The organism is Achromobacter sp. D10 (genome assembly GCF_035282245.1).
GTDB classification, from domain to species: Bacteria; Pseudomonadota; Gammaproteobacteria; order Burkholderiales; family Burkholderiaceae_B; genus Achromobacter; species Achromobacter insolitus.
Map to the genome: position 1 here is coordinate 44213 of NZ_JAYJLE010000009.1, position 24683 is coordinate 68895.

General features: G+C 65.8%; 27 protein-coding genes. 15 read left to right on the plus strand and 12 right to left on the minus strand.

Annotation, left to right across the window (positions count from 1 at the left end):
- Genes VCS63_RS21095 through VCS63_RS21125 form a run of 7 tightly spaced genes read left to right on the plus strand, consistent with a single transcriptional unit; the run spans position 1 to position 7537 of the window.
- Entirely contained in the window at positions 1–1119 is a 1119-nt protein-coding gene (locus VCS63_RS21095; RefSeq protein WP_175199468.1) for a glycosyltransferase family 9 protein, read from the plus strand.
- Positions 1107–2843, plus strand: coding sequence for a carbamoyltransferase (locus VCS63_RS21100; protein ID WP_063960741.1), 1737 nt, complete (start codon positions 1107–1109; stop codon positions 2841–2843). Before VCS63_RS21095 ends, VCS63_RS21100 begins: the two co-directional genes overlap by 13 nt.
- Positions 2840–3829, plus strand: a complete 990-nt coding sequence (locus VCS63_RS21105; RefSeq protein ID WP_063640992.1) for a glycosyltransferase family 2 protein — start codon at positions 2840–2842, stop codon at positions 3827–3829. Before VCS63_RS21100 ends, VCS63_RS21105 begins: the two co-directional genes overlap by 4 nt.
- Positions 3826–4887 carry a glycosyltransferase family 9 protein gene (locus VCS63_RS21110; RefSeq protein WP_063640994.1) on the plus strand — a complete coding sequence of 354 codons (1062 nt, stop codon included), beginning with the start codon at positions 3826–3828 and terminating at the stop codon, positions 4885–4887. The genes VCS63_RS21105 and VCS63_RS21110 overlap by 4 nt, the downstream gene beginning before the upstream one ends.
- Positions 4884–5858: a glycosyltransferase gene (locus tag VCS63_RS21115; RefSeq protein WP_063640996.1), complete on the plus strand. Its 975-nt coding sequence runs from the start codon at positions 4884–4886 to the stop codon at positions 5856–5858. The genes VCS63_RS21110 and VCS63_RS21115 overlap by 4 nt, the downstream gene beginning before the upstream one ends.
- Positions 5858–6895 (plus strand): UDP-glucuronic acid decarboxylase family protein, encoded by a 1038-nt coding sequence (locus VCS63_RS21120; RefSeq protein ID WP_323881024.1) that lies wholly within the window; start codon positions 5858–5860, stop codon positions 6893–6895. The genes VCS63_RS21115 and VCS63_RS21120 overlap by 1 nt, the downstream gene beginning before the upstream one ends.
- Before the next feature lie 12 nt (positions 6896–6907).
- Positions 6908–7537 carry a UdgX family uracil-DNA binding protein gene (locus VCS63_RS21125; protein ID WP_323880959.1) on the plus strand — a complete coding sequence of 210 codons (630 nt, stop codon included), beginning with the start codon at positions 6908–6910 and terminating at the stop codon, positions 7535–7537.
- 109 nt (positions 7538–7646) lie between these two features.
- On the opposite strand, the gene VCS63_RS21130 is transcribed toward VCS63_RS21125, so the two are convergent.
- Positions 7647–8180 carry a DUF421 domain-containing protein gene (locus tag VCS63_RS21130; RefSeq protein WP_164793847.1) on the minus strand — a complete coding sequence of 178 codons (534 nt, stop codon included), beginning with the start codon at positions 8178–8180 and terminating at the stop codon, positions 7647–7649.
- Positions 8181–8285: 105 nt separating this feature from the next.
- Here VCS63_RS21130 and VCS63_RS21135 point away from each other — a divergent pair, with 105 nt between their 5' ends.
- Positions 8286–8465, plus strand: coding sequence for a hypothetical protein (locus tag VCS63_RS21135; RefSeq protein WP_063641276.1), 180 nt, complete (start codon positions 8286–8288; stop codon positions 8463–8465).
- Between the two features lie 50 nt (positions 8466–8515).
- On the opposite strand, the gene VCS63_RS21140 is transcribed toward VCS63_RS21135, so the two are convergent.
- Together VCS63_RS21140 and VCS63_RS21145 are read right to left on the minus strand one after the other, a co-directional pair.
- Positions 8516–9367 carry a c-type cytochrome gene (locus VCS63_RS21140; protein ID WP_164793848.1) on the minus strand — a complete coding sequence of 284 codons (852 nt, stop codon included), beginning with the start codon at positions 9365–9367 and terminating at the stop codon, positions 8516–8518.
- 16 nt (positions 9368–9383) lie between these two features.
- Positions 9384–9785, minus strand: a complete 402-nt coding sequence (locus VCS63_RS21145; RefSeq protein WP_243759405.1) for a c-type cytochrome — start codon at positions 9783–9785, stop codon at positions 9384–9386.
- A gap of 204 nt (positions 9786–9989) precedes the next feature.
- Between VCS63_RS21145 and VCS63_RS21150 the strand changes: the two genes are divergently transcribed.
- The 6 genes from VCS63_RS21150 (at position 9990) to VCS63_RS21175 (ending at position 16548) form a co-directional block, all read left to right on the plus strand.
- Complete coding sequence (locus VCS63_RS21150) at positions 9990–10907, plus strand: cytochrome c oxidase subunit II (RefSeq protein WP_164794135.1); 918 nt, start codon at positions 9990–9992, stop codon at positions 10905–10907.
- Positions 10904–13450 (plus strand): cbb3-type cytochrome c oxidase subunit I, encoded by a 2547-nt coding sequence (locus tag VCS63_RS21155; protein ID WP_323880962.1) that lies wholly within the window; start codon positions 10904–10906, stop codon positions 13448–13450. The genes VCS63_RS21150 and VCS63_RS21155 overlap by 4 nt, the downstream gene beginning before the upstream one ends.
- A 4-nt stretch (positions 13451–13454) precedes the next feature.
- Positions 13455–13796, plus strand: coding sequence for a hypothetical protein (locus VCS63_RS21160; protein ID WP_063641006.1), 342 nt, complete (start codon positions 13455–13457; stop codon positions 13794–13796).
- A 30-nt stretch (positions 13797–13826) separates the two neighbouring features.
- Complete coding sequence (locus tag VCS63_RS21165; RefSeq protein WP_233461748.1) at positions 13827–14198, plus strand: four-helix bundle copper-binding protein; 372 nt, start codon at positions 13827–13829, stop codon at positions 14196–14198.
- A gap of 56 nt (positions 14199–14254) precedes the next feature.
- The gene (locus tag VCS63_RS21170) at positions 14255–14653 is read left to right on the plus strand and encodes a PRC-barrel domain-containing protein (RefSeq protein WP_042794578.1); all 399 of its coding nucleotides are present in this window, start codon (positions 14255–14257) and stop codon (positions 14651–14653) included.
- 83 nt (positions 14654–14736) lie between these two features.
- Positions 14737–16548, plus strand: coding sequence for a hypothetical protein (locus VCS63_RS21175; protein ID WP_323880964.1), 1812 nt, complete (start codon positions 14737–14739; stop codon positions 16546–16548).
- Here VCS63_RS21175 and galU read toward each other — a convergent pair.
- Both galU and VCS63_RS21185 read right to left on the minus strand, forming a co-directional pair.
- Positions 16545–17393 carry a UTP--glucose-1-phosphate uridylyltransferase GalU gene (galU, locus tag VCS63_RS21180; RefSeq protein ID WP_063641013.1) on the minus strand — a complete coding sequence of 283 codons (849 nt, stop codon included), beginning with the start codon at positions 17391–17393 and terminating at the stop codon, positions 16545–16547. The genes VCS63_RS21175 and galU overlap by 4 nt on opposite strands.
- A 57-nt stretch (positions 17394–17450) precedes the next feature.
- Complete coding sequence (locus VCS63_RS21185; protein WP_323880966.1) at positions 17451–18530, minus strand: mechanosensitive ion channel family protein; 1080 nt, start codon at positions 18528–18530, stop codon at positions 17451–17453.
- A gap of 120 nt (positions 18531–18650) precedes the next feature.
- Between VCS63_RS21185 and VCS63_RS21190 the strand changes: the two genes are divergently transcribed.
- Complete coding sequence (locus VCS63_RS21190; RefSeq protein WP_042794573.1) at positions 18651–18845, plus strand: hypothetical protein; 195 nt, start codon at positions 18651–18653, stop codon at positions 18843–18845.
- A 3-nt stretch (positions 18846–18848) separates the two neighbouring features.
- Here VCS63_RS21190 and VCS63_RS21195 read toward each other — a convergent pair whose 3' ends face one another.
- The 7 genes from VCS63_RS21195 to VCS63_RS21225 all read right to left on the minus strand — a co-directional run bounded on the left by VCS63_RS21195 (position 18849) and on the right by VCS63_RS21225 (position 24674).
- Entirely contained in the window at positions 18849–19082 is a 234-nt protein-coding gene (locus VCS63_RS21195) for a hypothetical protein (RefSeq protein WP_063641015.1), read from the minus strand.
- Between the two features lie 96 nt (positions 19083–19178).
- On the minus strand, positions 19179–19745 hold the full coding sequence (locus VCS63_RS21200) for a DUF4142 domain-containing protein (protein WP_063641016.1): 567 nt from the start codon (positions 19743–19745) through the stop codon (positions 19179–19181).
- Between the two features lie 90 nt (positions 19746–19835).
- Positions 19836–20345, minus strand: a complete 510-nt coding sequence (locus VCS63_RS21205) for a CinA family protein (RefSeq protein WP_112966007.1) — start codon at positions 20343–20345, stop codon at positions 19836–19838.
- Between the two features lie 50 nt (positions 20346–20395).
- A complete protein-coding gene (locus VCS63_RS21210) occupies positions 20396–20671 on the minus strand; it encodes a hypothetical protein (RefSeq protein ID WP_063641018.1) in 276 nt (91 codons plus the stop codon).
- A gap of 76 nt (positions 20672–20747) precedes the next feature.
- Positions 20748–22511 carry a gamma-glutamyltransferase family protein gene (locus tag VCS63_RS21215; protein ID WP_323880969.1) on the minus strand — a complete coding sequence of 588 codons (1764 nt, stop codon included), beginning with the start codon at positions 22509–22511 and terminating at the stop codon, positions 20748–20750.
- A 51-nt stretch (positions 22512–22562) separates the two neighbouring features.
- The gene (locus VCS63_RS21220; RefSeq protein ID WP_063641021.1) at positions 22563–23573 is read right to left on the minus strand and encodes a Bug family tripartite tricarboxylate transporter substrate binding protein; all 1011 of its coding nucleotides are present in this window, start codon (positions 23571–23573) and stop codon (positions 22563–22565) included.
- Positions 23574–23693: 120 nt separating this feature from the next.
- Complete coding sequence (locus VCS63_RS21225) at positions 23694–24674, minus strand: tripartite tricarboxylate transporter substrate binding protein (protein ID WP_239501038.1); 981 nt, start codon at positions 24672–24674, stop codon at positions 23694–23696.
- Between the last annotated feature and the right edge of the window lie 9 nt (positions 24675–24683).

The window sequence follows — 24683 nt, forward strand, 5'->3', positions numbered from 1 at the left end:
ATGGCCTGGGACTGGAGAGAATGCGCCCACGTACTGTGCGTGCGCCTGGACAACATGGGCGACGTGCTGATGTGCAGCCCCGCCTTTCGCGCCCTGAAAGAGTCTGGCGCGCATCGCCTGTCCTTGCTCACGTCTTCGTCGGGCGCCTGCCTGGCCCGGCACATTCCCGATATCGATATCGTCCTGTCCTATGACGCCGCCTGGAGCAAGAACGGATCCCGGGGGAATGAGCAGGACCTGGCCGCGATCGAGCGCCTGCGCGCGCTGCGCCCGGACGCGGCGGTGATATTCACGGCGTACAGCCAGAGCCCCCTGCCGGCGGCTTTGCTTTGCCATCTTGCGGGCGTGCCGCGGGTCCTGGCCCACAGCCGGGAGAATCCGTATCGGCTGATCTCGGAGTGGCGGCGGGAGACCGAGCCCGGGGCAGGCATACGCCACGAGGTGCGGCGCCAGCTGGATCTCGTGGCCAGCATCGGCGCGAGCAGCCAGGATACGCGTATGTCGTTCCACGTTTCCGAGGAGGATCGCGTATCCCTGCGCCGGAAACTGCACGAGGAAGGCGTGACCGAGCAGGCGGGCTGGATCTGCGCGCATGCCGGCGCCACGGCATCTTCGCGACGCTATCCGGCCGCTCTGATGATGCAGGCCTTGGTCGGTCTGCGCGGGCAGGGCCGGCGCGTCATCCTGCTTGGCGGCCATGAAGATCCGGCGCTGGCTGGCGCCTTGGCGCAGGCGCGTCCCTTGCTGCCCGGTTTGATCGACTTGTCCGACCGGCTCTCTTTGGGCGAGTTGGGCGCGGCGCTGGAGGCGGCTGCCCTGATGGTCTGCAACAACAGCGGACCCGCTCATATCGCCGCTGCGCTCGGCGTGCCGATAGTGGATCTGTATGCCTTGACCAACCCGCAGCATACCCCCTGGCAGACGCCCGCCCGCGTGCTGAACAAAGACGTGCCCTGCAAGTACTGCTACCGCAGCGTTTGTCCGGAAGGACACCATGCCTGTCTCGCCGGTGTGGAGCCCGCACGTGTGATCGAGGCGGCGCTGGAGTTGCTGGCTCAGGGACGCCCGGCGCATGCGCAAGCACGCAACGTCATGAAGGAGAACCCATGTTTACTTTAGGTATTAACGCCGCATACCACGATTGTTCCGCGGCCCTGGTCCGCGATGGCGTGGTACTCGCCGCAGCGGAGGAAGAGCGCTTTACGCGCATCAAGCACGGGAAGCGTCCGGTTCCGTTCACGACGTGGCAGCTGCCGTACTACGCCATTGACTATTGCCTGTCGGCGGCGGACATCCGCCTGCGGGACGTGGACCACATCGTGTACTCCTATGATCCGGCCTTGCTCGCACAAGGACGGCCTCATGCGGCCGATATTTCATTGCCGCTGGAGCCTTCTCGGGCGGGGGCCTTGGAGGAGGGGGAGTCGCCCTGGGATCCGCTGTTCCTATCGTATCTGGTGAACGCGCCCAGGCAGCTTCTGGACGGAGCGCCTCATCACCTGAAATCGCCGCGCTTTGATGACCTGACGCTGGACCACATCATGGAGCGCTGGGTCTATCTGGATCATCACCTGTCGCACGAGGCTAGCGCATTCCTGGCGGCGCCTTGCGCGGAATCCGCCGTGCTCACCATGGACGGGCGGGGCGAGCGCACAACGACCAGCTACGGCAACTTTGCCGGCGGCGAGTATGCGCGGCTGAAGCAGATCGACCTTCCGCATTCGCTCGGGCTGCTTTACGAAGAGGTCACGCGTTATCTCGGGTTCCTGCATTCGTCCGACGAATACAAGGTGATGGCCCTGGCGTCATATGGAAAGCCGGCATTTCGCAACGAGTTTCGCGACATTCTTCGCCTGGAGGAGGATGGGGGGTACTCGCTGCATCCCGCCCGCCTTGCCGAACGTTTCGGGCCGGCCAGGCGCCGCGGAGCGCCTTTTGAAGACCGTCATAAGAACATCGCCAGTTCCTTGCAGTATGTCCTGGAGGAGACGGCCTTGCACATGGTGCAGTGGCTGCACCAGGCGACCGGCGCCTCCAATCTGAGCATGGCGGGCGGGGTGGCGCTCAACTGCGTGATGAACGCCCGTATCGCGCGCGATGGCCCTTTCGATAGTGTGTGGGTGCAGCCCGCCGCGGGCGATGCGGGCACTGCGCTCGGAGCCGCGCTGTACGTGGACTACCACCGGCGCGGCGGCAAGCGCGAATGGGCGATGGAGGACGCTTATCTGGGCCCCTCATATCCGGATGACGAGATCGAGCGCTTTCTTTATGGTTCGCGGCAGGACTTCCGCCGGCTGGACGACGTGGCGGGAGAAGCCGCCGCCCTGCTCGCCCAGGACAAGATCCTGGGCTGGTTCCAGGGGCGCATGGAATTCGGCCCTCGCGCATTGGGCGCCCGGTCCATCCTGGCCTCTCCGCTGGACAGCGCCATGCAGGCGCGCCTGAACGGCCTGAAGGACCGCGAGGATTTCCGGCCCGTCGCTCCCGTCGTGATGGAAGAGCGCGCCGCGGAATGGTTCGACGGCCGGGGAGGAACGATCTGCGCCCCGTTCATGCTGTTTGTGTACGACGTGTTGGCGCACAGAGCGCAGCAGATACCCGCCGTCCGTCACATTGATGGCACGGCGCGGGTGCAGACGGTGCGTCGGGACCAGAACCCGCGCTACTACGACCTCCTGGCTGCATTCGAGCGCCTGACCGGCGTGCCCGTGCTGGTGAACACGTCGTTCAACACCCGCGGAGAGCCTGTGGTGTGCACGCCGCGCGATGCCGTCGAGTGTTTCTGGACCTCACCGCTGGATGCCTTGGTCATCGGCCCATACTTGATCGAGAAACCCAGATGAACGACCTCCCGGCACCGTTGCAAGTATCCGTTGTGGTTCCCACCTACAGGCGGCCGGAACTGTTGGAGCGTTGCCTGCAAGCCCTGGCGCGCCAGCAATATCCCCGCGAAGACTACGAAGTCCTGGTCTGTGATGACGCGGTCAGCGCCGCCACCCGCACCCGGGTCGGCCAGTTGCGGCAAGCGTGGGGGAACCGGCCCGCGCTACGCTACCTGCCGGTGACCGAAACGCGAGGACCCGCCGGCGCACGCAATCTCGGCTGGCGTAGCGCCAAGGCGGAGATCATCGCGTTTACCGACGACGATACGGTTCCCGAGCCGGATTGGCTGGGGCATGGCGTGCACGCGTTGACACCCGACATCGCGGCCGTGACGGGCACTACCGTGATGCCGATTCCCGATCCGCCCAACGATTACGAGCGCGACGCGGCTGGTCTTACCCGGTCGGAGTTCATTACCGCCAACTGCTTCGTGCGCCGCAGCGCGCTTCAGGCTGTAGGCGGTTTCGATCCCCGCTATACGATGGCGTGGCGGGAGGACTCGGACCTGCACTTCGCGCTGCTGGACAGCGGCCGCGCCATCAAACGCGAGCCGCTTGCGCGCGTGCTGCATCCCGTGCGCCAGGTGCGCTTCGCCGCCGGGCTGGGCATGCAGAAAAAAGTCATGTTCGACATGCTTCTGCGGCGCAAGTATCCGATGCTGTATCGACGCCGCATCCAGTCTACGGCGTGGCCCTTCTATCTGGCGGTGACCGCGGCGCTGGTGGCCGCCGTCCTGCTGGCGGCGTCCGGGCACGCCTATGCGGCGCTTGTCGCCGCGACGGTCTGGATCGCCTTGAGCGTACGCTTCTTCTTGCGGCGTCTGCGCGGAACCCGGCGCTCGGCGCGCGACGTGGCGGATCTGGCGGTCACTTCGGCCTGCATCCCGCTGTTATCCATCTGGTGGCGGTCCGTGGGCTTGCTGCGGTTCGCCAGGATCCGCCCATGACTCCGCTTCTCGATACCGCCCATCCACCCGCCAGCATCGCCGTCTTCCGCGCGCTGCAACTGGGAGATCTGCTATGCGTGGTGCCGGCTTTACGCGCATTGCGGCGAGCGTTTCCCCGAGCGCATATCGCATTGGTCGGCCTGGCGGGCGCGCGGGAATTCCGCGAGCGCTTCAATGCCTATGTGGACGAGCTGATCAGCTTTCCCGGGATCCCGGAGTTTCCGGAGCAGCCGGCAAGGCCCCGCGAGCTGCCCGCCTTTTACCAAAGAATGCATCGGCGCCGGTTCGACGTAGCGCTTCAGGTCCACGGCAGCGGGGGGCAGTCTAACGCCGTGGTGGCAGGGCTGGGGGCAGCGCGCTGGGGTGGCTTTGTGCCGGACGCCGCCGACGAGGTTCCCGGGCTGCGCATGGCGTGGCCCGACGGGCTGCCGGAGCCACGCCGCTATCTGTCGCTACTGCATCATCTGGGCGTCGAGGCCAACGATGCCAGGCTGGAGTTTCCCTGCACCGAAGCGGATCGGCACGCCGCAGAGGGCCTGCTGCGCGAGCACGGGCTGGACCCGGGCCGGCTGGTGCTGATGCACGTCGGCGCGCGCCTCGCTTCGCGGCGCTGGCCGCTGAGCCGGTACGCGGAGGTGGCGGCCAGGCTGGGGGGGCTGGGCTGGCAAGTCGCGCTGACAGGAACGACGGCGGAGCGGGAGATGACGGCGCAGCTGCGGCGTATGGCAGGCGTGGCGCTTGCCGATCTGTGCGGTGAGACCAGCTTGGGCAGCCTTGCCGCCCTGGTGGGCCGATGCCGCCTGCTGGTCTGCAATGACACTGGAATTTCACATGTGGCCGCCGCGGTCGGCGCGCCCAGTGTGGTGATCGCTTGCGGCAGCGATGCGGGGCGATGGGCGCCGTTGGACCGCGAACGCCACATCGTGCTGGCCGCCGACGCGCCATGCCGGCCCTGCGCTTATGAAAGTTGCCCAATCGGCCACCCTTGCGCGCTTGCGGTCACGGCACCCCAGGTACTGGAGCAGGCAGAAAGGCAGTTGAGGAGGACAGCACCATGACAGTTGCGGCCCCATCCCCATTTCCCGGCCGTCCCCTGCGCATCCTGACCTGGCACGTGCACGGCAATTACCTTTATGCCCTGGGACATGTGCCGCACCAGTTCGTGGTGCCAGGGCTGCCTGGCAGCCCTCCGGGCTACGGTGCCCTGGGCCGGCGCATACCCTGGCCTGCCAATGTAGTGCAGGTCCCGGCGGAGGATCTCCGATCGTCGAAGTTCGATTGTGTGTTGTATCAGTCGAGACAGAACCTGGAAGACGCCCGCCTGTTGCTCAGCGACGAACAGCGCGCCTTGCCCAGTGCGTACCTGGAGCACAATCCGCCCGAGCCGCATCCCACGGACACCGTGCACCCCTTCCGCCATGACCGCGGCCTGCTTGTGCACGTGACGCCGTTCAATGCGGCGATGTGGGATAGCGGCGGCATGCCGGTGCGGGTGGTGGAGCACGGGGTTCCCGTGCCGCAGGCATCCTACGACGGATCCCTCGCGCGGGGCATCGTGGTGATCAACCATCTGGCGCGCCGCGGCCGCCGGATAGGACGCGACATCTTCGAGCACACCCGGGCGCTTACGCCGCTGGACCTGATAGGCATGGGCTCCGAAGAGTTGGGCGGCCTGGGCGAGATCCCGAACATGGAAGTTGCGGGCTGTCTTGCGCGTTATCGCTACTTTTTCAGTCCCATTCGCTATGCCAGCCTGGGGCTTTCACTGGTCGAAGCGATGCTTTGCGGCGTTCCGGTAGTGGGCTTTGCCGCAACGGAGCTGCCCACGGTCATCCGAAATGGCGAGAACGGGTACGTGGACACCCGGGAGGACCGCCTGGCCGAGGTAGGAAGCCAACTCTTGCATGAGCCGGAACTGGCCCGCGCGTGGGGCGCCGCCGGAAGGCGGACGGCGTTGGAGCGCTTCGGCATGGAGCGCTTTGTGCGCGACTGGATGGACGTATTCGACATGATTCTGGAGACAGCATGATGGAAGATTCTGCACGTACGGGCCGGGCGCTGGTCGCCGGCGGAGCCGGATTCCTGGGCTCGAACCTCTGCGCCCGCCTGTTGGCCGACGGCTGGCATGTCATCTGCGTGGACAATTTCCAGACGGGGCGGGCGTGCAATCTGGCCGGACTCGTCTCCCATCCGCGCTTCTCGATCTTGCGACATGATGTCGTCGAGCCGCTAAGGGATATGGTGGCCGATCGTATCTACAACCTGGCCTGTCCGGCCTCGCCGGTGCATTACCAGGCGGATCCCTTGAAAACGCTGCGGACCTGCGTCCTGGGATCCATGCAATTGCTGGAGCTGGCGCGGCGCTGCGGTGCGCGCGTGCTCCAGGCCTCCACCAGCGAGGTTTATGGCGATCCGCTGGAACACCCGCAACGGGAAGCTTATTGGGGGCACGTCAATCCGGTGGGGCCGCGCTCTTGTTATGACGAAGGCAAGCGGTGCGCCGAGACCATTTTCATGGAGTACGCGCTCCATGAAGGGGTGACGGTGAAAATCGCCCGCATTTTCAACACGTATGGGCCGCGCATGGCGCCGGACGATGGGCGGGTGGTGTCCAACTTCATCGTGCAGGCCTTGGCGGGGCAGCCGCTCACGATATACGGCGATGGGACGCAGACGCGTTCATTCTGCTACGTGGATGACCTGATCGACGGGCTGGTCCGCTTGATGGAGAGTCCGGCGGAGGTCGCGCGTCCCGTCAATCTTGGCAACCCGGCGGAACTCACCATGCTGGAGATGGCGGATATGGTGCGGGTGCTGACAGGTGCCCAGGTGCCGCTGGTGCACCGCAAGCTCCCCAGGGACGATCCCACGCAACGGTGTCCCGATATTTCGCTCGCCCGCCGCTGCCTGGGATGGTCGCCTCAGATCAAGCCAGCAGAGGGTCTGGCCCGGACGGTGGCCTACTTCAATGCCGAGCGTAATCTGGCGGGCGGTAGCCGGCGGTGGCCGGTCGGCGCCGCGCAAGCGCCGCGTTCCTCTGCTTTCGATGCCGTGTTGCGAAGCTGAAAGGTGCATGCCATGGGGAAGAACGTGCCCGGCGATCCCGGGCCGGAAGACATCGATCCGGGGCAACGGCCGCGCAGCCTGAAGGCCTGCCGGCGTTGCGGGCTATGGCGCCATGCCACGCAGCCAGTGCCCGGGGCGGGTGCGCGCCATGCCGCCATCATGTTGGTGGGAGAGCAGCCGGGGGACAAGGAAGACCTGGCAGGATTGCCCTTCGTCGGCCCGGCGGGCGCATTGTTGGACAAGGCCCTTGCCGAGGCTGGCGTGGAGCGCGCCGTGGTGTACGTAACCAACGCCGTCAAACACTTCAAGTGGCAGCTGCGCGGCAAGCGCCGCATGCACAAGTCGCCGGCGCAGAGCGAAATCCAGGCTTGCGGCTACTGGCTGGACAAGGAGGTCGCGGCGGTCGGGCCGCGGGTCATTGTTGCATTGGGCGCGACGGCGCTGGGCGCCGTCCTGCAGGACCGCAGCCATACGCTGGCGGCGGTACTAAGACAGACGCTGGCGCGCGGAGCCATTCCAGTGCTGGCTGCCTATCATCCTTCGTACGCGCTGCGCAACCCGGACCCCCTGGGCCGCCAGGCCGCTTACGAGACCATCGTAGACGCCTTGAAACGAGCCCGTAAGCTGGCGGCTGGGAAATAGGGCGCGGAGATGGTGGGGCAACATGCAAGACGCGCCGGGGCGGAAAAAAGTACCGATCCGTGGCATATCTGCGCGCGGCCGGGTATGTGCGGGGCGGTTGCCCTCACGCTCAGCCGCCGGAGTCGTCTTCTTCCAGCGTGGAGGCGCCCGTCATAGGGGCGGCTTGCGTTCGTATCACGCTGAACTCCCCGGTTGCCTCGAGGTACGCCCGCTCGACTTCCGCCAGGTTGGCGATCCCCTTGAGCCGCAGTTGTTCCATCAGTTCGCTGCGAGTGATGTGCTCCCGTTTGAGGCCGTGCACAAGCACTTTTCCGGATTTGACCAGACATACGCGCTGCGGCTCCAGCACGCGGCGCAATGGCGGGACGTAATAGCCAAGGCGGTCCAGCACATAACTCCAGCCGACGATGGTGGCCACGACGATGATGCCGTCGCCCATGGAATACGAATCGCCCGACATTGCGTTTCCCGCGGCATCCGCAACCAGGACCAGCACCAGCATGTCCGCCATGCCCAGGGAACCCAGATCGCGCCTGCCGGAAATTCGCAACAAGGCGTACAGCACCCAATACATGGTCGTGCCGCGAATGATCATTTCGGCAAAGCCCGCTTGCAGTTCGAAGATCTGGGCGAATTTGTCCATGACGCTGCCGTAGCAAGCGGCGTGCCACGCGCAAGCGGGCAGTGTCCCGACGCTTCGGGGAACGAAGCTTGCTGAGCTTGCGGCATGTTTCCCGAGGACTTCGCCATGAAACCCAAAGACAGCAAACCCAACCCCTCCAACGACGATACCGACCGCGAACTCCAGGCCAGCCATCGCGACGAGCAACACCGGACCAAGAAGGAAGGTCACGTGAGCCAGATCGGCACTGGCCAGGACCAGCAAAGCCGGCGCAACCGGGGCGCTGGCGCGCGCAGCAAGGGCTGAAGCGCGCGACCCAGGTCGCCCCGCAGAGCCCGCGAGAAAGGCGCGGCGCGTCAGTCGACCGGAGGCAATGTGTACAGGAAGGCTGCGATGTCCCGGGCTTCCTGTGCGCCCAGGCCGAGGTCCGGCATGGCGGTGCCGGGTTTGAACGCGGCCGGGTCGCGCAACCAGCGTTCCATGCTGGCAGGCGTATTGGGTACGCCGCCAGCGATGTAAGGCCGTTGCGCGATGCCGGCCAGCGACGGGCCTACGTGATGGCGCGCGCCCGCGATTCCCGGGATGACGTGGCAGGTGGCGCAAAGGTGCTGCTGCAGCGCGGCGCGCCCCGCGACGGGATCGCCCGCGCGTGTTGCCGGCACGGGTGTCGCGGCCTCCAGGCCGGGCTCCTGTTCGTTCCCCTTGTCCCAATTGCGGTAGTCGGCGGGCGACAGGGTCGGCAGGACGCGCATGAACGCGACAATGTTCCAGATGTCGGCATCCGTCAGCCGGTACTGCCATGCCGGCATGCCGGTCATCTTTATTCCTTGCTGGATGATCCAGTAGATATCGGCCGCCGTGCGGTCCCGCGCCGTCGCCACCAAGGCGGCGGGCGCCGGGTTCAACCCCAGTGCGTAAGGTTCGGGCGCGATGCCGGGGGCGCCATGGCATTGCACGCAATGTTTTTGGAACAACCCATATCCCTCGCGCGCCTTGCGCGGCTCGTCCAGGTCAGGAACTTGGATGCCTGCCGCGCGGCGCTGTACTGAGCGGGTCTGCGCAACGTCCAGCACTTCATGCACCACGACGGTGTGCGAGCCGGTAGCGCTGACGTCATACCAACCGAAGACCACCATCGCCCCACCCAGCGCCGCGCTGGTTGCGGCGCAAGCCAGGATGGTCAGACCGGCTACTTTCCAGCTTTTCATGGCGGTGTCCGGAAGATCATGGGCGGCCGAGCAGGAATGCGGCGATGTCCCTGGCTTCTTCCGGTGTCAGACCCGTATCGGGCATGGCGGTAAGCGGGTTGATCGCCGACGGGTCGAGCAGCCAGCGCACCAGATTGTCCGGCGTGTTGGGCAGCCACCCTCCCAGATAGGCTCGCCGGGGCACTTGGTCAAGCGCGGGGCCTACTTGGGATGCCGGGCCGCTCAGGCCGGGCACGGTGTGGCAGGCCAGGCATCCGCGTTCGGCGACCAGTAACCGCCCGCGCGCGGAATCTGCTCCTGCCAATTGCTCAGGCAGGCCGGGAGGCGTCAGCGCTGGCCGGTCGTCTCCGCATGCGCCCAGCAGCATGAGGGCGACGGCGCCCAGAAGCGCCGGGGCAGGGCGAATGATGTCGTGCAAAGCAGCGGCCTGTCGATACCGAAAGAAGATCAAGGCTCAGCAACTGCCGTGCCGCGGCTCGGCCAGTGGGCATGGCGCATGCTGATGCAGGCCCGTCGCGGCCGTCTGGAGCCGTGCCCGTTCCCGAAAGCCGCACCCCTGGATATGCCCCCTGTTTCTCCGTTCGTCCTGGCCACGGCCTCGCCTGGCGCCTCATGGGCGGGTATGCACTCCGTGCTGCACCCGCGTGGGGAGGACGCGGCCCGCATCGCCGAGATCGGCTGGGTGCTATACGTGGGCGCGGGGCTGATTTTCCTGGCGGCTTCGATCATGTTGGGGCTGGCCATGTACGGCCCCGAAAAAGCCCGCGGCATGCTGCGCCGGCCCGCCCTGATCGTGCTGGCCGGCGTAGCGTTTCCGGTCGCTGTGCTGACGGCGCTGCTGGCTTACGCGCTGCAGTCGGCGGCAGCCAAGACGCGCGGCGCCGAGGCGGCCCTGCGCATCGAAGTGGCGGGCGAACTCTGGTGGTGGCGGGTCCGGTATCGCGATGAGACGGGCGATCTGCTGTTTGAAACCGCGAATGACATACGCATCCCGGTGGGCGTCCCGGTAGAGATCCTGCTGACGTCCAGCAACGTCATCCACAGCTTCTGGGTGCCCTCGCTTGCCGGCAAGCTGGATATGGTGCCCGGCCGGACGAACCGCTTGCGCATGCTCGCGCGCGAGCCGGGGGTGTTCAGCGGCCTGTGCGCGGAGTATTGCGGCGCCCAGCATGCCAAGATGCAATTCGATGTGCAGGCGCTGGATCCCGAGCAGTTCCGCGCGTGGCTGGCGGCTCAACGTTTGCCCGCGAATGAAGCGGGAGCGGAATTGCGTGCGGGGGCCGGCGTTTTCCTGCGCGACTGCGCCCAATGCCACACCGTGCGGGGCACGGCGGCGGCAGGCACGCTGGGGCCGGATCTGACCCATGTCGCCAGCCGGCCCAGGCTGGCTGCCGGCGCGTTGCCCAACAACGCCGGGGCGCTGGCGGGCTGGGTCGCGGGCAGCCAGCACATCAAGCCGGGAAACCTCATGCCTGCCTTCGGGCATCTTTCGGGCGATGAACTGCGCGCCGTCACCGGCTATCTGGGGTCTTTGAAGTGACGGTGGATTCTCAGCCTGCCTCCGCGTCCGGCCCGCTGCCAAATCCGCTCCCGCGCCCGGACGGGGAACTCGAAGCGCTGCAGCGTGCATGGCGGCGTCCCCGGGGATGGCGCGCGCTGACGGTCGTCAACAACACGTCCATAGGTCTGCTCTACATCGGCACGGCCTTGCTGTTTTTCCTGCTGGCGGGCCTGCTGGCGCTGATAATGCGCACCCAGCTGGCCGTGCCGGACAACCCGCTGATCGGGCACGCGCTGTACAACCAGCTATTCACCATGCATGGCACGGTGATGATGTTTCTGTTCGCGGTGCCGGCGGTCGAAGCGGTGGCCGTATTGCTGCTGCCGAACATGCTGGGCGCGCGCGACCTGCCATTTCCTCGTCTTTCGGCCTATGCATATTGGGCTTACGCCATTGGCGGCCTGGTATTTTTTTGCAGTATTTTCGTCGGCCTGGCCCCAGACGGGGGATGGTTCATGTATCCGCCGCTGACCAGTTCGGCATACTCGCCGGCGCTGAATGCGGATCTGTGGCTGCTGGGCATTGGCTTCATCGAAATCTCGGCGATCGCCGGTGCCATAGAACTGGCCGTGGGCATATTGCGCACGCGCGCGCCCGGCATGACCTTGGACAAAATGCCCGTCTACGCCTGGGTGATGTTGGTGTTTTGCGGCATGGTGATCGTGGCATTTCCGGCGGTCATCGTCGCCACCATGCTGCTGGAACTGGAACGCGCCTTCGACATGCCATTTTTCATCGTCGAGCGGGGCGGCGCGCCGCTATTGTGGCAGCACCTGTTCTGGTTCTTCGGCCACCCCGAGGTCTACATCATTTTCCTGCCGGCAGCGGGCATGGTGTCGATGATCATTCCGGCCATGACCGGAGCGCGCCTGGTGGGTTATCCCTTGGTGGTAGCGGCGGTCGTGGGCACGGGATTCCTCAGTTTCGGCCTTTGGGTGCACCACATGTACGCCACGGGCATACCAGAACTGTCCCTGAGTTTCGCCTCGGCCGCGAGCATGGCGGTATCGGTCCCGACGGCCATGCAGGTGTTCGCCTGGATCGCCACGATCGCCGCCGCGGTCCGCCTGCGGCCGCTGAAGACGCCCATGCTCTTCATTCTGGGCTTTTTCTTCACCTTCGTGCTTGGCGGCCTGACCGGCGTGATGGTGGCGGTCATTCCGTTCGATCTGCAGGTGCACGATACGTACTTCGTCGTCGCCCATCTCCACTATGTGCTGTTCGGGGGAATGGTGTTTCCGCTATTCGCCGCGTTCTACTACTGGATGCCCTTCATCAGTACGCGGCCTTTGTCCGAGCGCCTGGGGCGGTGGGCGTTCTGGATGATCTTCACGGGCTTTAACCTCGCCTTTTTTCCGATGCATTTCACCGGTCTGGCCGGCATGCCCCGGCGCGTGTACACCTATGCCGAGAGCCAGGGCTGGGCCGCGTTGAATCTCCTTTCCACGGCGGGCGCCTATCTCATTGCCGCAGGTGTCCTGGTGTTCCTGTTCGATCTATGCCGCCGCTTTCGCCCGACGTTGGGAGCGGGGGCAGGCAACGTGTGGGGCGCGGGCACCCTGGAATGGTTGCCCACCGATGCCTACGGTGTGCGCAGCGTTCCTTTCGTCACCAGCCGCGAGCCGCTATGGGACCAGCCGACGCTTGCCGCAGAGGTGGAGGCGGGCCGCCATTTCCTCCCGCATGCGCCGGGCGGGTTGCGTTCCACCCTGGTCACCAGCGCCGTGGACGCCCAACCGGATTATGTGCTGCCGCTCCCCGGCCCGGCCTGGTCGCCGTTGCTGGCCGCGCTCGGCACCGCGGGCTTTTTTCTGTTGCTGACGTTCAAGTTGCCCATGCTTGCCGGGGCTTTCGGATTGCTGGCGATGGTGTCGATCTGGCGTTGGCTCTGGGACGCGGATACGGGGCCCGACCGGATGGAAGTGGATATCGGGGCGGGCTTGCGCCTGCCCATGGCCTGCCCGGGCAGCGGTTCGCACTCCTGGTGGGCAATGGTCATGCTCGTGATGGTATGCGCGAGTATTTTCGGATCACTGGTGTTTTCCTATCTGTTCCTGTGGACGTCCTCGCCACAAGGGTGGGTGCCCGCGGGCAAGGGGCAGGCGTCCGGGTGGCCTTGGCTGTCGGCGGCGCTGCTGGTTGGATCCGCGGCTCTCGTGGCCTGGGCCGGCCGCGGGCTGCGGCAGGACCGGCAGAGCCGCCTCAGATGGGGCGTGCCGCTGGCAATCATCCTGCTTGCGGCGTCCGTCGGCCTGGACGCGCAGGCGCATTGGCGCGCGGGCCTGCGGCCGCAGGCATCCGCGTACGAAGCCTCGGTGTATGCGCTGGTGGGCGCCCAGGCCGCGTTCACGCTGTTTTCAACGTTGATGGGCGTTTTCTCGGTGGCGCGGTCCCTGGCCGGCAGGCTCACGTCCGCGCGGCGGGCCTGTTTCGACAGTACCGCCATGCTTTGGCATTACACGGTGTTGCAGGGGCTGCTGAGCTTGGGCCTGGTCCATGGCTTTCCGCGGTTGACGGGGTAATGCCATGAAGCGCCCGTCCTGGATCGAACTGCTGTACCTGGTGGCGGGGCCGGTTATTTGGCTGGCGCACTATCTGTTCATTTATCCCATCAATGCCATCGCATGCGCCCGCCACGTACTCACGGACCTCTGGTGGGGCTTGCCTGCTTCCTCATGGATCATCCTGGCCGCCAGCGTGTCGGCCCTTGCCGGCATGGCGGTGATCGCCCTGCATCAGCACAGGCGAGTGCGGCGCCATGGACTGCCCCCATTCCATGGCGGGCTCACCGGCATGCTCTGCCTGTTGTCCGCGGCTGCGGTTGCATGGGAAACGTCGGCCGTCTTCATCGCGCCGCCATGTGGCTGAAGCAAGGGGGCTGGACGACGGGAACGGCGCTTGCTGAAAGAGTCTTCTCGGACGGATCGCAAGGAGGACGAGATGCCAGGAGATGACAAGGACATTGAGGCGTGCACGAGCCGCTGCCTGGACTGCTATCGGAGCTGTCTGCAGACAGCCTCTCAGCATTGCCTGGAAGCAGGCGGCGCTCATGTCGAGCCAGGGCATTTTCGCCTGATGCTCGCGTGTGCCGAGATTTGCCGCACGGCCGCCCACACGATGCTGGTCGGCATCGAGCAGCACGGCAGGATCTGCGCGGCCTGCGCGGAAATATGCCGGGCATGCGCGGAAAGCTGCGCGGGCCTGGACGGCATGAGCGAGTGCGAGGAAGCCTGCAAGCGCTGCGCGCAGGCGTGCGAAAGAATGGCGTAACGATATCGCCATACCCGTGGTTCAACGTGGGCATAGGCCCTGCAAAGGAGAAACGCATGGAGCATCAAACCAATATCGTCGGCGGCCCTAAGGATTCCGCGACCGGGCCCGGACCCGAGATCATGGCGGCGGACACCCTGGATGGCAATGATGTCGTCAACGCCGCGGGGGAAAGCCTCGGTTCCATCAAGGACATCATGATCGATGTGCCGAGAGGACGCGTGGCTTACGCCGTGCTTTCGCGCGGCGGCATTCTGGGCATGGGGGACAAGCTCTTCGCCATCCCATGGTCGGCGCTGACGCTGGACACGGACCGCAAGTGCTTCATCCTGAATGTCGACAAAGAGGTGCTGAAAAACGCTCCGGGCTTCGACAAGGACAACTGGCCCCGGATGGCCGATGAAACCTGGGCGCTGAGCGTGCACAAGTACTACAACCAGGATCCGTACTGGTAGAGAGCGGACCACGGAGGGCGGCCGCAAGCCGCCCTCTCGCTGTCTTCCCTTTCTCTTCCCATGCCGGTCGGCCGGCCTTCCCTATGCACACTCCCCTTACGTATGGCGCCGGCTTTCCCGGGCGCCCGGCCAAACTCGTGGAAAAGCGCCTGGCCAGGCGTACGCCCGTTCGTCTCGACCGCCACGCGGCGCCGCTCAACGGCTTCACCTTCCATGCGCCCGCCAGCCTGGCGGCGCGGGTGCAGCGCCGGATCGATCAGGCCGAAAGCGAGGCCTGGATGGCGCGCCTGTGGAGACGCGATGCGACGCTGTGGACCGGCAACGACGAAGGCCGTTGGCTCGGCTGGCTGCATCCGGGCGCGGCACCCAGAGAGCTTGGCCGCATGGCGGCAATCTGCCGCAAGTTGTGCGTCGCCGGATTTTCGGACGCGGTATTGCTTGGCATGGGGGGCGCCAGCCTTGGCGCCGAGGCGCTGGCCCATACGCTGGGCATGGGCGGCGGAGGTCTGCGCCTGCACGTCCTGGATTCCACTGATGCGGCGCAGGTGCGCGCGGTGCAATCCGCGGTGGACCTGACGCGCTGCCTATTTGTCGTGTCGAGCAAATCCGGCTCCACGCTGGAATCGCGCATGCTTGCCGCCTACTTCCATGAACAGGTGGCCAGGCGGCTTGGACGACAGGAAGCGGGAGCACGGTTCGTCGCGATCACGGATCCCGGCTCCGCCTTGCTCGCCCAGGCGCGGGATGAGGGTTACGCCGCCGTGTTCGAGGGCGAACCATCCATAGGCGGGCGCAACTCGGTGCTATCGCCGTTCGGATTGGTTGCGCTGACCTTGCTGGGCCATGACCCGGCAGCATTCCTGCGCGACACCCGCCCTATGTTGCGCGCCTGCGGGGCAGAGGCGCCGGCGCGCGCCAATCCTGGCCTTATCCTTGGCGCGTTGCTGGGCGAAGCGGCGCTGGTTGGCCGGGACAAGCTCACCATTCTGGCCGCCCCTGGGCTGGAACACCTGGGATGCTGGCTGGAACAGCTGTTGGCGGAATCCACCGGCAAGAACGGGACGGGCATCGTGCCCGTCGATCACGAGCCGCCGGGAGACCCCGAGGATTATGGCCGCGATCGGATGTTCGTCCACTTGGCGAAAAGCGATACGCCCTGTGTCGAGCTGGATTTGCGCATGCGACGGCTGGCGGAGGCGGGATTTCCCGTGTTGCGGTGCGAGCTGCCATCCGCCCGCCTGCTGGGCCAGGAATTCTTCCGGTGGGAGGTGGCCACCGCCGTTGCGGCCGCCGTGCTGCACGTCAATCCTTTCGATCAGCCCGATGTGGAGGCCAGCAAGGTGCGCACGCGAGCCCTCGCATTGCGCCATGAAGCCGGCACAGGCTTGGCCGAGGGCGCGCCCCTGCTGGTCGAGGGAGCGCTTGCTTTCCATGGCACGGAGGGTGGCGCGACGGCGATCGACCTGCTGGCATCGCATATTTCAGGCTTGGGCGAGACCGGGTACGTGTCGTTGCTGGCATATATTGCCCGCAATGAGGCCAACGAGGCGTGGCTCGCCGCCGTGCGATGCCGGTTGCGGCAGGCGAGCGGTGCAGCGACCATGGGAGGGTTCGGCCCGCGCTATCTGCATTCCATAGGCCAGCTGCATAAGGGCGGGCCCGCGGGAGGCAGATTCCTGTTCATTACCGCGGACGTCGCGGTGGACCTGGAAGCCCCCGGACACGCTTTGGGTTTTGCCGCGACGCAGCGCGCGCAAGCGCTGGGCGACATGGAGGAGTTGGTGTCGCGCGGCCGGCCTTGCCTGCGGGTGCACATCGCCGGGCCCATCGAGGCCGGCCTTGCCCAGCTGGCCGGCCTGCTGGACCAGGCGATGCAAGCCGCAACCGTGCGCTAGCCGGTCTGATCACCGCCCAGGCCGTGGTACTTGCGGCCGATCTCCATGGTCGCTTGATAGAAACCCGCCTTGCTGCCGCAGTCGTAGCGGATGCCTTCGTACTCATATCCGAAGACTTTCTTCTCGCGCAGCAGGGCGGCGATGCCGTCGGTCAACTGGATCTCGCCGCCCACGCCAGGCTGCGTCTGGCGCAGGCAGTCGAAGATGCGCGCATCAAGGATGTAGCGTCCCACAACGGCCATATCCGACGGCGCGTCGGCCGGGGCCGGCTTTTCGACCATGCCGTTTAACCGCAGGACGCCGCGAGCCTGGGCTGACCCCGACACTATCCCGTATTGCGCGGTGTTGGCGCGCGGAATCTTTTGCAGCGCGAGCACGCTGCCGTCGAACTCCCGCGCTACCTTGGCCATTTCCCCGATCACCGGCGCGGGCGCATCGATCATGTCGTCGGCCAATAGCACCGCAAACGGTTCCGAGCCGACGATGGGCGCCGCGCACAGCACCGCGTGGCCCAGGCCGAGCGCGGCAGGCTGACGCGTATAGAAGCAGTTGACATGAGCGGGGAGCACGTTGCGGACGCAGTCCAGCAGAGCCACCTTGTTCTTGGATTCCAGGTCCAGCTCCAGTTCTGGAACCCGATCGAAATGGTCTTCGATGGCGCGCTTGTTCCTGCCCGTCACGAACACCAGTTCAGTAAAGCCTGCGGCGACGGCCTCTTCCACCGCGTACTGGATGAGAGGCTTATCGACGACGGGCAGCATTTCCTTGGGCATGGCCTTGGTAGCGGGAAGAAAGCGGGTGCCCAACCCGGCCACGGGAAAAACGGCGATACGGATGCGCTTCATTGGAACCCCTTGTTTATGCGGTAGAGGGGTAGCGCAAGCCCCGTGCCCAAGGGCGGCTCAGCTATCGTCCGGCTCTGGTGGTCCGGACGCGGACAGGTGCACGATGCGCTCGGGCAGGGCAAGTGAAATGCCTGCCGCGTCCAGTTCGCGCATGATGCCCAGATTGATATCCTGCTGGATATCCATGTAGCGGTTGTAGTCGGCGGTCATGACGTAGTAGACGGCTTCATATTCGAGTGCGCTGTCACCCAGGCGAGCCAGATGCGCCCGGTCGAAGCGGGTGTCGGCCTGGCTTTCGATCCGGGCTCGAATCAGCCCAGGCACCGTTGCGGCAAGCTCCACGCCTGTCATGTAGGTGACGCGGACGGTGAAAACAATACGCCGTTGTTGCATGCGTTTGTAATTCTGGATCGTCTGCTTGAGCAGTTCGGTGTTGGAGCAGACGATCTGCTCGCCGCCCAGGCTGCGAATGCGCGTCGTCTTCAAGCCCACGTGCTCGATACTGCCGGCCACCTGTCCAAAGACGATGAAGTCGCCTGCCTCGAAGGGCTTGTCCAGCCCGATCGAGATGGAAGCGAACAGATCGCTCAGGATGGTCTGCACGGCCAGCGCGACGGCGATGCCGCCTATGCCCAGGCTGGCGACCAGCGCCGTGATGTTCACGCCCAGGTTGTCCAGCATGGCCAGCAAGGCGATCACGGAGACCAGCGTGCGCAGCAGGAATCGGAACAGGGTGGCGGTGACGGTGCTTGCCTGCCCGCGCGAGGCCAGGGCATGGTCGAGCCCCACGTCGACCGCGCGATCCAGCCACAGCGCAAGTTGCAGCGTCACTAGCACGAACCAGAGGTGCTGGGCGCTGCTTCCGCTCCAGGGCAGCGGCGCACCCGTGATTTCGGCGCCAATCAGAATCGCCAGGATCAACAGGACCGCGCTGTTCGTGCGCCGCAATACTTCCAAGAGCGAGCGGGCCAGGGGGTGGCCGGGCGCATCGGCCCGTTCCCGCAGTCTTGATCGCACGATCCGCAAAGCGGCGCTTATCGCGAAGAACAGGGCCGCGCCCACCGCGAGCGCCAGGGCCCAAAGCATCAGAGGATGATCCGAGAATTCCCGGAAGCCTGGAAGCCAGGTTGAGAGCATGCCGTCTCCTGGGTTGAAAATGGCGTGCCAGCAACTGCCGTGCCGGTCGTGCGCGGCCATGGGCACGTTGCTTGCTGGTATGGGCGAAGCTGCACCCCATCAGCCTTCCGGAGTAGCGTCATGGATAAGTTTGAACGTAATGCGGCGGCGTCCGCCGAGGTGTTGAGCGAAGGTGAGTTGAGGGCGAGGCGCACGCTTGAAGCGGCGCGGCGCCTGCTCGATCCGGAAGCGGAACCCATAGCGCCCATTTCGTCCGTCGAGGCCGAGCTCAAGCGCTACGTCAAGGAGGCGTATCGCAGGCGTTCATACAGCTGACCGTCACGGCTGCTGCTCGTCCCAGACCGACGTGTGCCGGTACTGTTCGGCCCGCGCCAGCGTGCGGTAGAAATCCGCTCCGACGCGTATCAGCCTTTCCATTTCTTCTTGCCGTAGCCTGGGCTGCAGCGCAGCCAGGCATTCGGCATAATTGGCCAGTACCTCGGGCCACTCATGGAAGTCCCGATCTGTCGCCGGCGTGGCGATCATTTGTGCCAATAGTTCCTCGCGATCCATATATATGTCCCGCAGCAAGCCTGCTGGTTGTAAACACGTCCGCAGTTTGCGCGTCGCTCCCTCCCGGAGGGCGAGCCCTCCGGGACGGCCTGCGTGCTACTTCTTGGCCGCATCGATGCGCTGTTGCATTGCAGTCGCCATTTCCAGGTGCTGTTGAAGTACCGGCAGGGTTTCGATGGCGAACTGTTTGACGTCCGGGTCCTTGACGTCGTTCGAAGCTTTCTCAAAGAGCTTCACCGCATCCTGGTGCGCGGATACGCCAATCTCGTCGACATACGCCTTGTCGAAACTGTCGTCGCGCAAGCCCAGCGCCTTGAGCTTGGCCTGCTGGACCAGTGAAGGCTCGGTCGGCGCCTGATAACCCTTGCTTTGCGCCAGCGAGGCCAGCTTCTGCCCGGCCTTGCCGTGGTCATCGATCATCTTCTGGGCAAATGCCTTCACGTCGGCGTCACGGGCTTTTTCCAGGGCGAGCTTGCTGCCGGCGACCTCCAGATTGCCGGCTTGCGCGGCGTTTTCGAGGAAGTCGCGGTCGGCGCTGTCCAGTTTCGATTCCGCTGCGGCCGGTGGCGTGGCAGGCGCCGTCTGCGTCTGCGCCTGGACCGCCGGGGCGGCAGCCAGCGTCATCGTGGCGAGGAGGGTGGCGGTCAGGTAACGGGTTTTCATGGAAACCTCCAGAGTAGGGCGCGTGGCGCCGTTGATATCGGGCTGTTCCCCCCTTGCCAGCAATCGCTGTTCCTGCGGGTCCGCCGCGGCTTAGCGTGGCTTGGGGTTGCCCCAGTGCTCGGCGTGGTAGTCGGCCAGGCGCTGCAGGGCGTACCGGGCGCTGGCCAGCCGCATGGCGTTGCGGCTGCCCGAGAAACGCCGGGTTTCGGAGTAGACCGCCGGCGCGGCATCGGCATGGCCTGTCTTGAAGACCCAGGCGAAGCATTGCGTGCCCGCGGGAATGTCGTCGTCGATGTCGTCGGTGACTCCCGTGTTCGATATGGCGACGAGCGCGGGGCTTTTCCGCGAAGCGCCCAGCGCCATTTCCCTGGCCACCGCTTCGCTTGTCAGGTTGTGCCGCGCCAGCGTGGCGGACGAGACTCCGAGGCAGCGCATTTTTGCCTCCGGGGAATAGACCACGAAGGCGCAGTCCAGCAATGAGCCGGCGCCAGGCACATCCGCCAGCGTCGCGGCGATCAGGCCGGCCGTGCAAGATTCCGCCGTGACCAGTGTCAGCGCGTGTTCATGCATGTAGCCGGCAATCCGTTCGATGGCGTCCATGGGGGCTGCGAACTTCCTGTATCCGTGTGCAATGGGCTCTGCGGCCGGGCTCAGCCTCCGTTGCGCACCGGGTCGGGGGGCTTGCGCGATACGCCGGCATGCTGCGCGTCGGTCACGTGGTCCGCGCCGATGTCGGCTCCCTCATGGTCGCGGTCGCGCGGATTGGCACTTTCCCGGTCGCCGGTTCCCTGGGCGTCGCTGTCGGTGTGGACCAGATCCCGCGGCAAGTCGCTGGCGGAGTCCGACGAATCGCTGGGGCCGAGGTCCGGGCGAGGGGAGTCGCCGGTTCCGGGGTCGGGAAGGGAGGTTATGGGCGTGTTTGGCATGATGGTTCTCCGATGGGCGCCATAGGAGCCCTTTGCCGGTTTGCGCAGCAAGCGGCATGCCTGACGCCGCGGCTCCCTACCAACCCGCCGCGTATGCCGGCCGGCGCGGATCCGCGCCGCCCCAGCGGACGCCGGTGTCCAGGTCGTGCCTGACCATGCACACTGCTCCGGCGCGCCAGCTGTGGCCAGGCCACCATTTGACCGTGTGCCCCAGCGCGGCCAGCTGGTCGCCGGCGTCGCGCGCGATCAGGTCCTCGATCATCAATCGTCCAGGCATGGCGTTGTGCGGCTCGAACGACGATGGAAAGCTGAAGGTCGCGAAGCGCGGCGCTTCGACCGCTTGCTGCACATCCATGCCGAATACTTCCATGTTCAGGAAGGTCTGCAGCATGGCCTGGCATTGCACGTCGCCGCCCGGCGTGCCGAATGGCATGACGTACATCCCCGGCTTGATCGCCAGCGACGGATTTGGCGTCAGCCGCGGACGGCGGCCTGGCCCGATGGCGCAGGGATGTCCGGCTTCCGCCCAGGATTGACTGCCTCGCCCGGAAGCGCAGATGCCGGTGCCGGGAATGACGGGAACGTTGTAGGAGCCGTCGCTGGGTGTGGCGGAAAAGGCGTTGCCCTCCTTGTCTACGACCGCGACGTAGGAGGTGTCCAGGCGCGGATCCGTGCGCGCCACATCGTCGGGACCCGCCGCGCGCAGGTCGATATCGCGGGCCAAGGGGAGGCGACCCGCCGGCGGCATCTCCGGCCCTGCGCGATCGGGCCTGATCAGGGCCAGGCGCGAACGTGCATATTCCTTGGACAGCAGGGCTGCTTGCGGCACGCGGGCGTGGCGTGGATCGGCGTAATGGACTTCGCGGTCGGCGAATGCCAGTTTGATGGCTTCGGTCAGCAGATGCACGTAGGGGGCGGAGTTATGGCCCAGGGCGCGCAGTTCGCACGGCTCGAGAATATTCAGCATCTGCAGCAGCGAGGGGCCCTGGCACCAGAAGCCGCAACTGTGCACGCGCGTGCCGTGAAACTCGGTGGATAGTGCCGGCTCCACCTCGACGGAGAAGCCGCGCAGGTCCTCGTGGGTGATCAGCCCGCCTTCTTCCCGGTGATACTTGACGATCGCGGCGGCGATATCGCCTTCGTAGAATGCGCGGCGAGCCGCCGCCAGGCCTGCCAGCCGGCCGGCATCCCGGTGCGCGCGCTCTTCGTCGGCCATGTATTGGATGCTGCGCGCCAGATCCGTCTGGCGGAAAACCTCTCCCGCCGCGGGCGGCTTGCCGCCCGGCAGATAGATGGCGGCGCTGGAAGCCCAGCGGGCGTAGTTCTTCTCGTTTTCAGCCAGCACTTCCGCCATCAGCGGGTACATGACGAAGCCTTCTCGCGCCAGCTGGATGGCGCTGGCCGCAACCTCGCCAAAGCTCATGGTGCCGAAGCGCTCCAGCGCGGTGATCCAGGCATCGGGGGCGGCCGGTATGACGGTGCGCAGCACGCCGGCCGGAATCGTGCCCGCGTGCTGGCCCAGGAATGTTTCCAGGCGCGCGGCTTCGGGCCAGTACCCCAGGCCGGAGATGCTCCACACCTGGCGGGTCCGGGCCTGATAGACCAGGATGGGCGCCACGCCGCCGAAGTTGACGATGTCGCTTTGCACCACGCCCAACGCGATGCCCGCGGCAACGCCTGCGTCGACAGCGTTGCCGCCCGCCTGGAGGACGTCCATGCCGGCCTGCGTGGCCAGGTAGTGGCCCGCCGAGACCATGTGGTTCAGGCCGGCGAGCGCGGGGCGCATCGAAGTGGGCGCGCTGCCGGCGGTCAGGTCCGGGGCGTAAGAGGAATTGGCCATCGAAATCTCCGGTCGCAAGCGGTACCCGCTTGCCTGTGCGGGTTCAAAGAATCACTGCGGTTTGATGCCCAATTTCTGCGTCACATCCTGCCAGCGCTTGAACTCGGCTTGCAGATAGCTCTTGAATTCAGCTGGGGAACTGCCTTCCACCATGACGTCCCGCGCTTCCAGGGCATTGCGCACGTCAGCGCTGGACAAGGCCGACTTCGTGGACCGGTACAGGGCATCCACGATTTCCGGGGGCGTACCCTTGGGCAGCAGCAGGCCGTACCAGGAACCGCCGACCAGGTTTGGATAACCGCCTTCCTTGGCGGTGGGGATCTCGGGGGCCCGGGCGAGGCGTTTCTCGCTGAAGACGGCCAGCGCCTTCAGCTTGCCATTCCGGATGAAGGGCAGCGTGGTGCCCGGCGTATCGAGTGTGTACTGGACCTGACCCGCCATGACGTCGTTGAGCAGCGCCGCGCTGCCTCTGTAGGGCACGTTCGTGGTCTTGATGCCCGCGTCCATGTTCAATTGTTCGGAGAAGAAGAAATTGGCGGTCATGATCCCCGGTGAGGCGTAGTTGACCTCTCCGGGGCGATTGCGGGCGTAAGCCACCAGTTCGGGCAGCGTGTTGGGCGGGAAAGCCGGGTTGGCGACCAGGATGAAGGGGCCGCCGCCGATGAAGGTGACCGGGATCAGGTCGTTCATGGGATCGTAGGGCAGATCCTTTACCGTGAGCGGCGCGCCAGTCAGTGGCGAAGCCGTGGCGAAAAGCACGGTGTAGCCATCGGGTTCGGAGCGGACCACCTGCTGGGTCGCTATGGTGCCGCTTGCGCCCGCGCGATTCTCGACGACGACCGGCTGCTTGAGTTCCTGGCCCAGTTGTTGCGCGACCATGCGCGCCACGGTATCCGTGCCGCCGCCCGGCGGGTATCCGACTATCAGGCGTATCGGCTTGGCAGGCCAGGTCTCGGCCTGCGCCGCTGCAGGGTGGGTAGCGGCCAGCACGCCAGCGAGGCTGCACAGCGCAAGCAGCGTGCGGCGGCGTAAACGCGAAAGGGCAGGTGCGCGAATAATCATGGATATCTCCTGGACTCTTCTTGCGGGCCGATACCGTGGCGGATGTCGGCTGTTGTCGGTTTCTGCGCGGCCGCAGGCCGGGGTGGTCCGGCCGCGGCGGCGCCGCCGGACCCTGCCGGACTATTTGTTCGCGGCCAGTCCCAGTTTGCGGACAATCTCCGCTTCCAATGCGTACTGCTGTGCGGCATAGGCCGCGTAGTCCTTGCCGTCCATGTAGACCAGCTCCTGGCCGTACTGAGTCAGGATCTGTTTGAAGGCGTCCGATTCCGCCACATGCTTGAAGACGGCATGCAGCTTGGAGACGACGGCTGGCGGCATGCCTTGGGGACCAGCAATCCCGAAAGGCGCGTTGGCCGGCGGCGTGCCGTCCAGCTCGTGCAAGGTGGGCGTGTCGGGATACTGGGCGCTGCGTTGTTCGCCCCAGGTCACCAGCATCCGCATCTTGCCCGACTGCACCAGCGGTTGCACGGTGGTCGATCCGGCATACGCCGTCACCTGGCCGCCCATCACCGCGGTCAGCACTTCGGATTCTCCCTTGTAGGGGATATGGCGCCACGTTACGCCGTTGCGCCCGGCGATCTCTTCCATCATCACATTGGAGGCGCTGCCGACGCTGGCCGTGCCGTAGGTCACTTCATTGGGGTGCTGCTTGGCATAGCCGATGAACTCGGCCCAGGTCTTGTGCGGGGAGCTCGCAGGCACCGCCACGCCCAGCGTATAGCCGCTGAGCATCATGACGTAGGTGAAGTCGCGCGTCGGGTCGTAGCCCATGTCCTGGATGTGGGGCATCCGGTAGACCGGACTGGGCAGCACGGCCAGGGTGTAGCCGTCGGGACGCGCGGTCTTGATCGCTCGCGCGCCCATGGTGGCGCCAGCTCCGCCGCGGTTTTCAATGACAATGGGCTGGCCCAGTTCGGGGGCGGCGAGCTCCGCGAATTTGCGGATCACGATGTCGGTGGACCCTCCTGCCTGGTAAGGCACGATGATGTGGACCGCATGGGCAGGATAGGCGGGGGCGGCAGCCGCGGACATCGGCGCGGCGATGGCCGCGCCGGCAAGGGCGAGGGCGGCGGTGAAGTAGCCGTGAAGACGCATGTTCATGGTGATTTC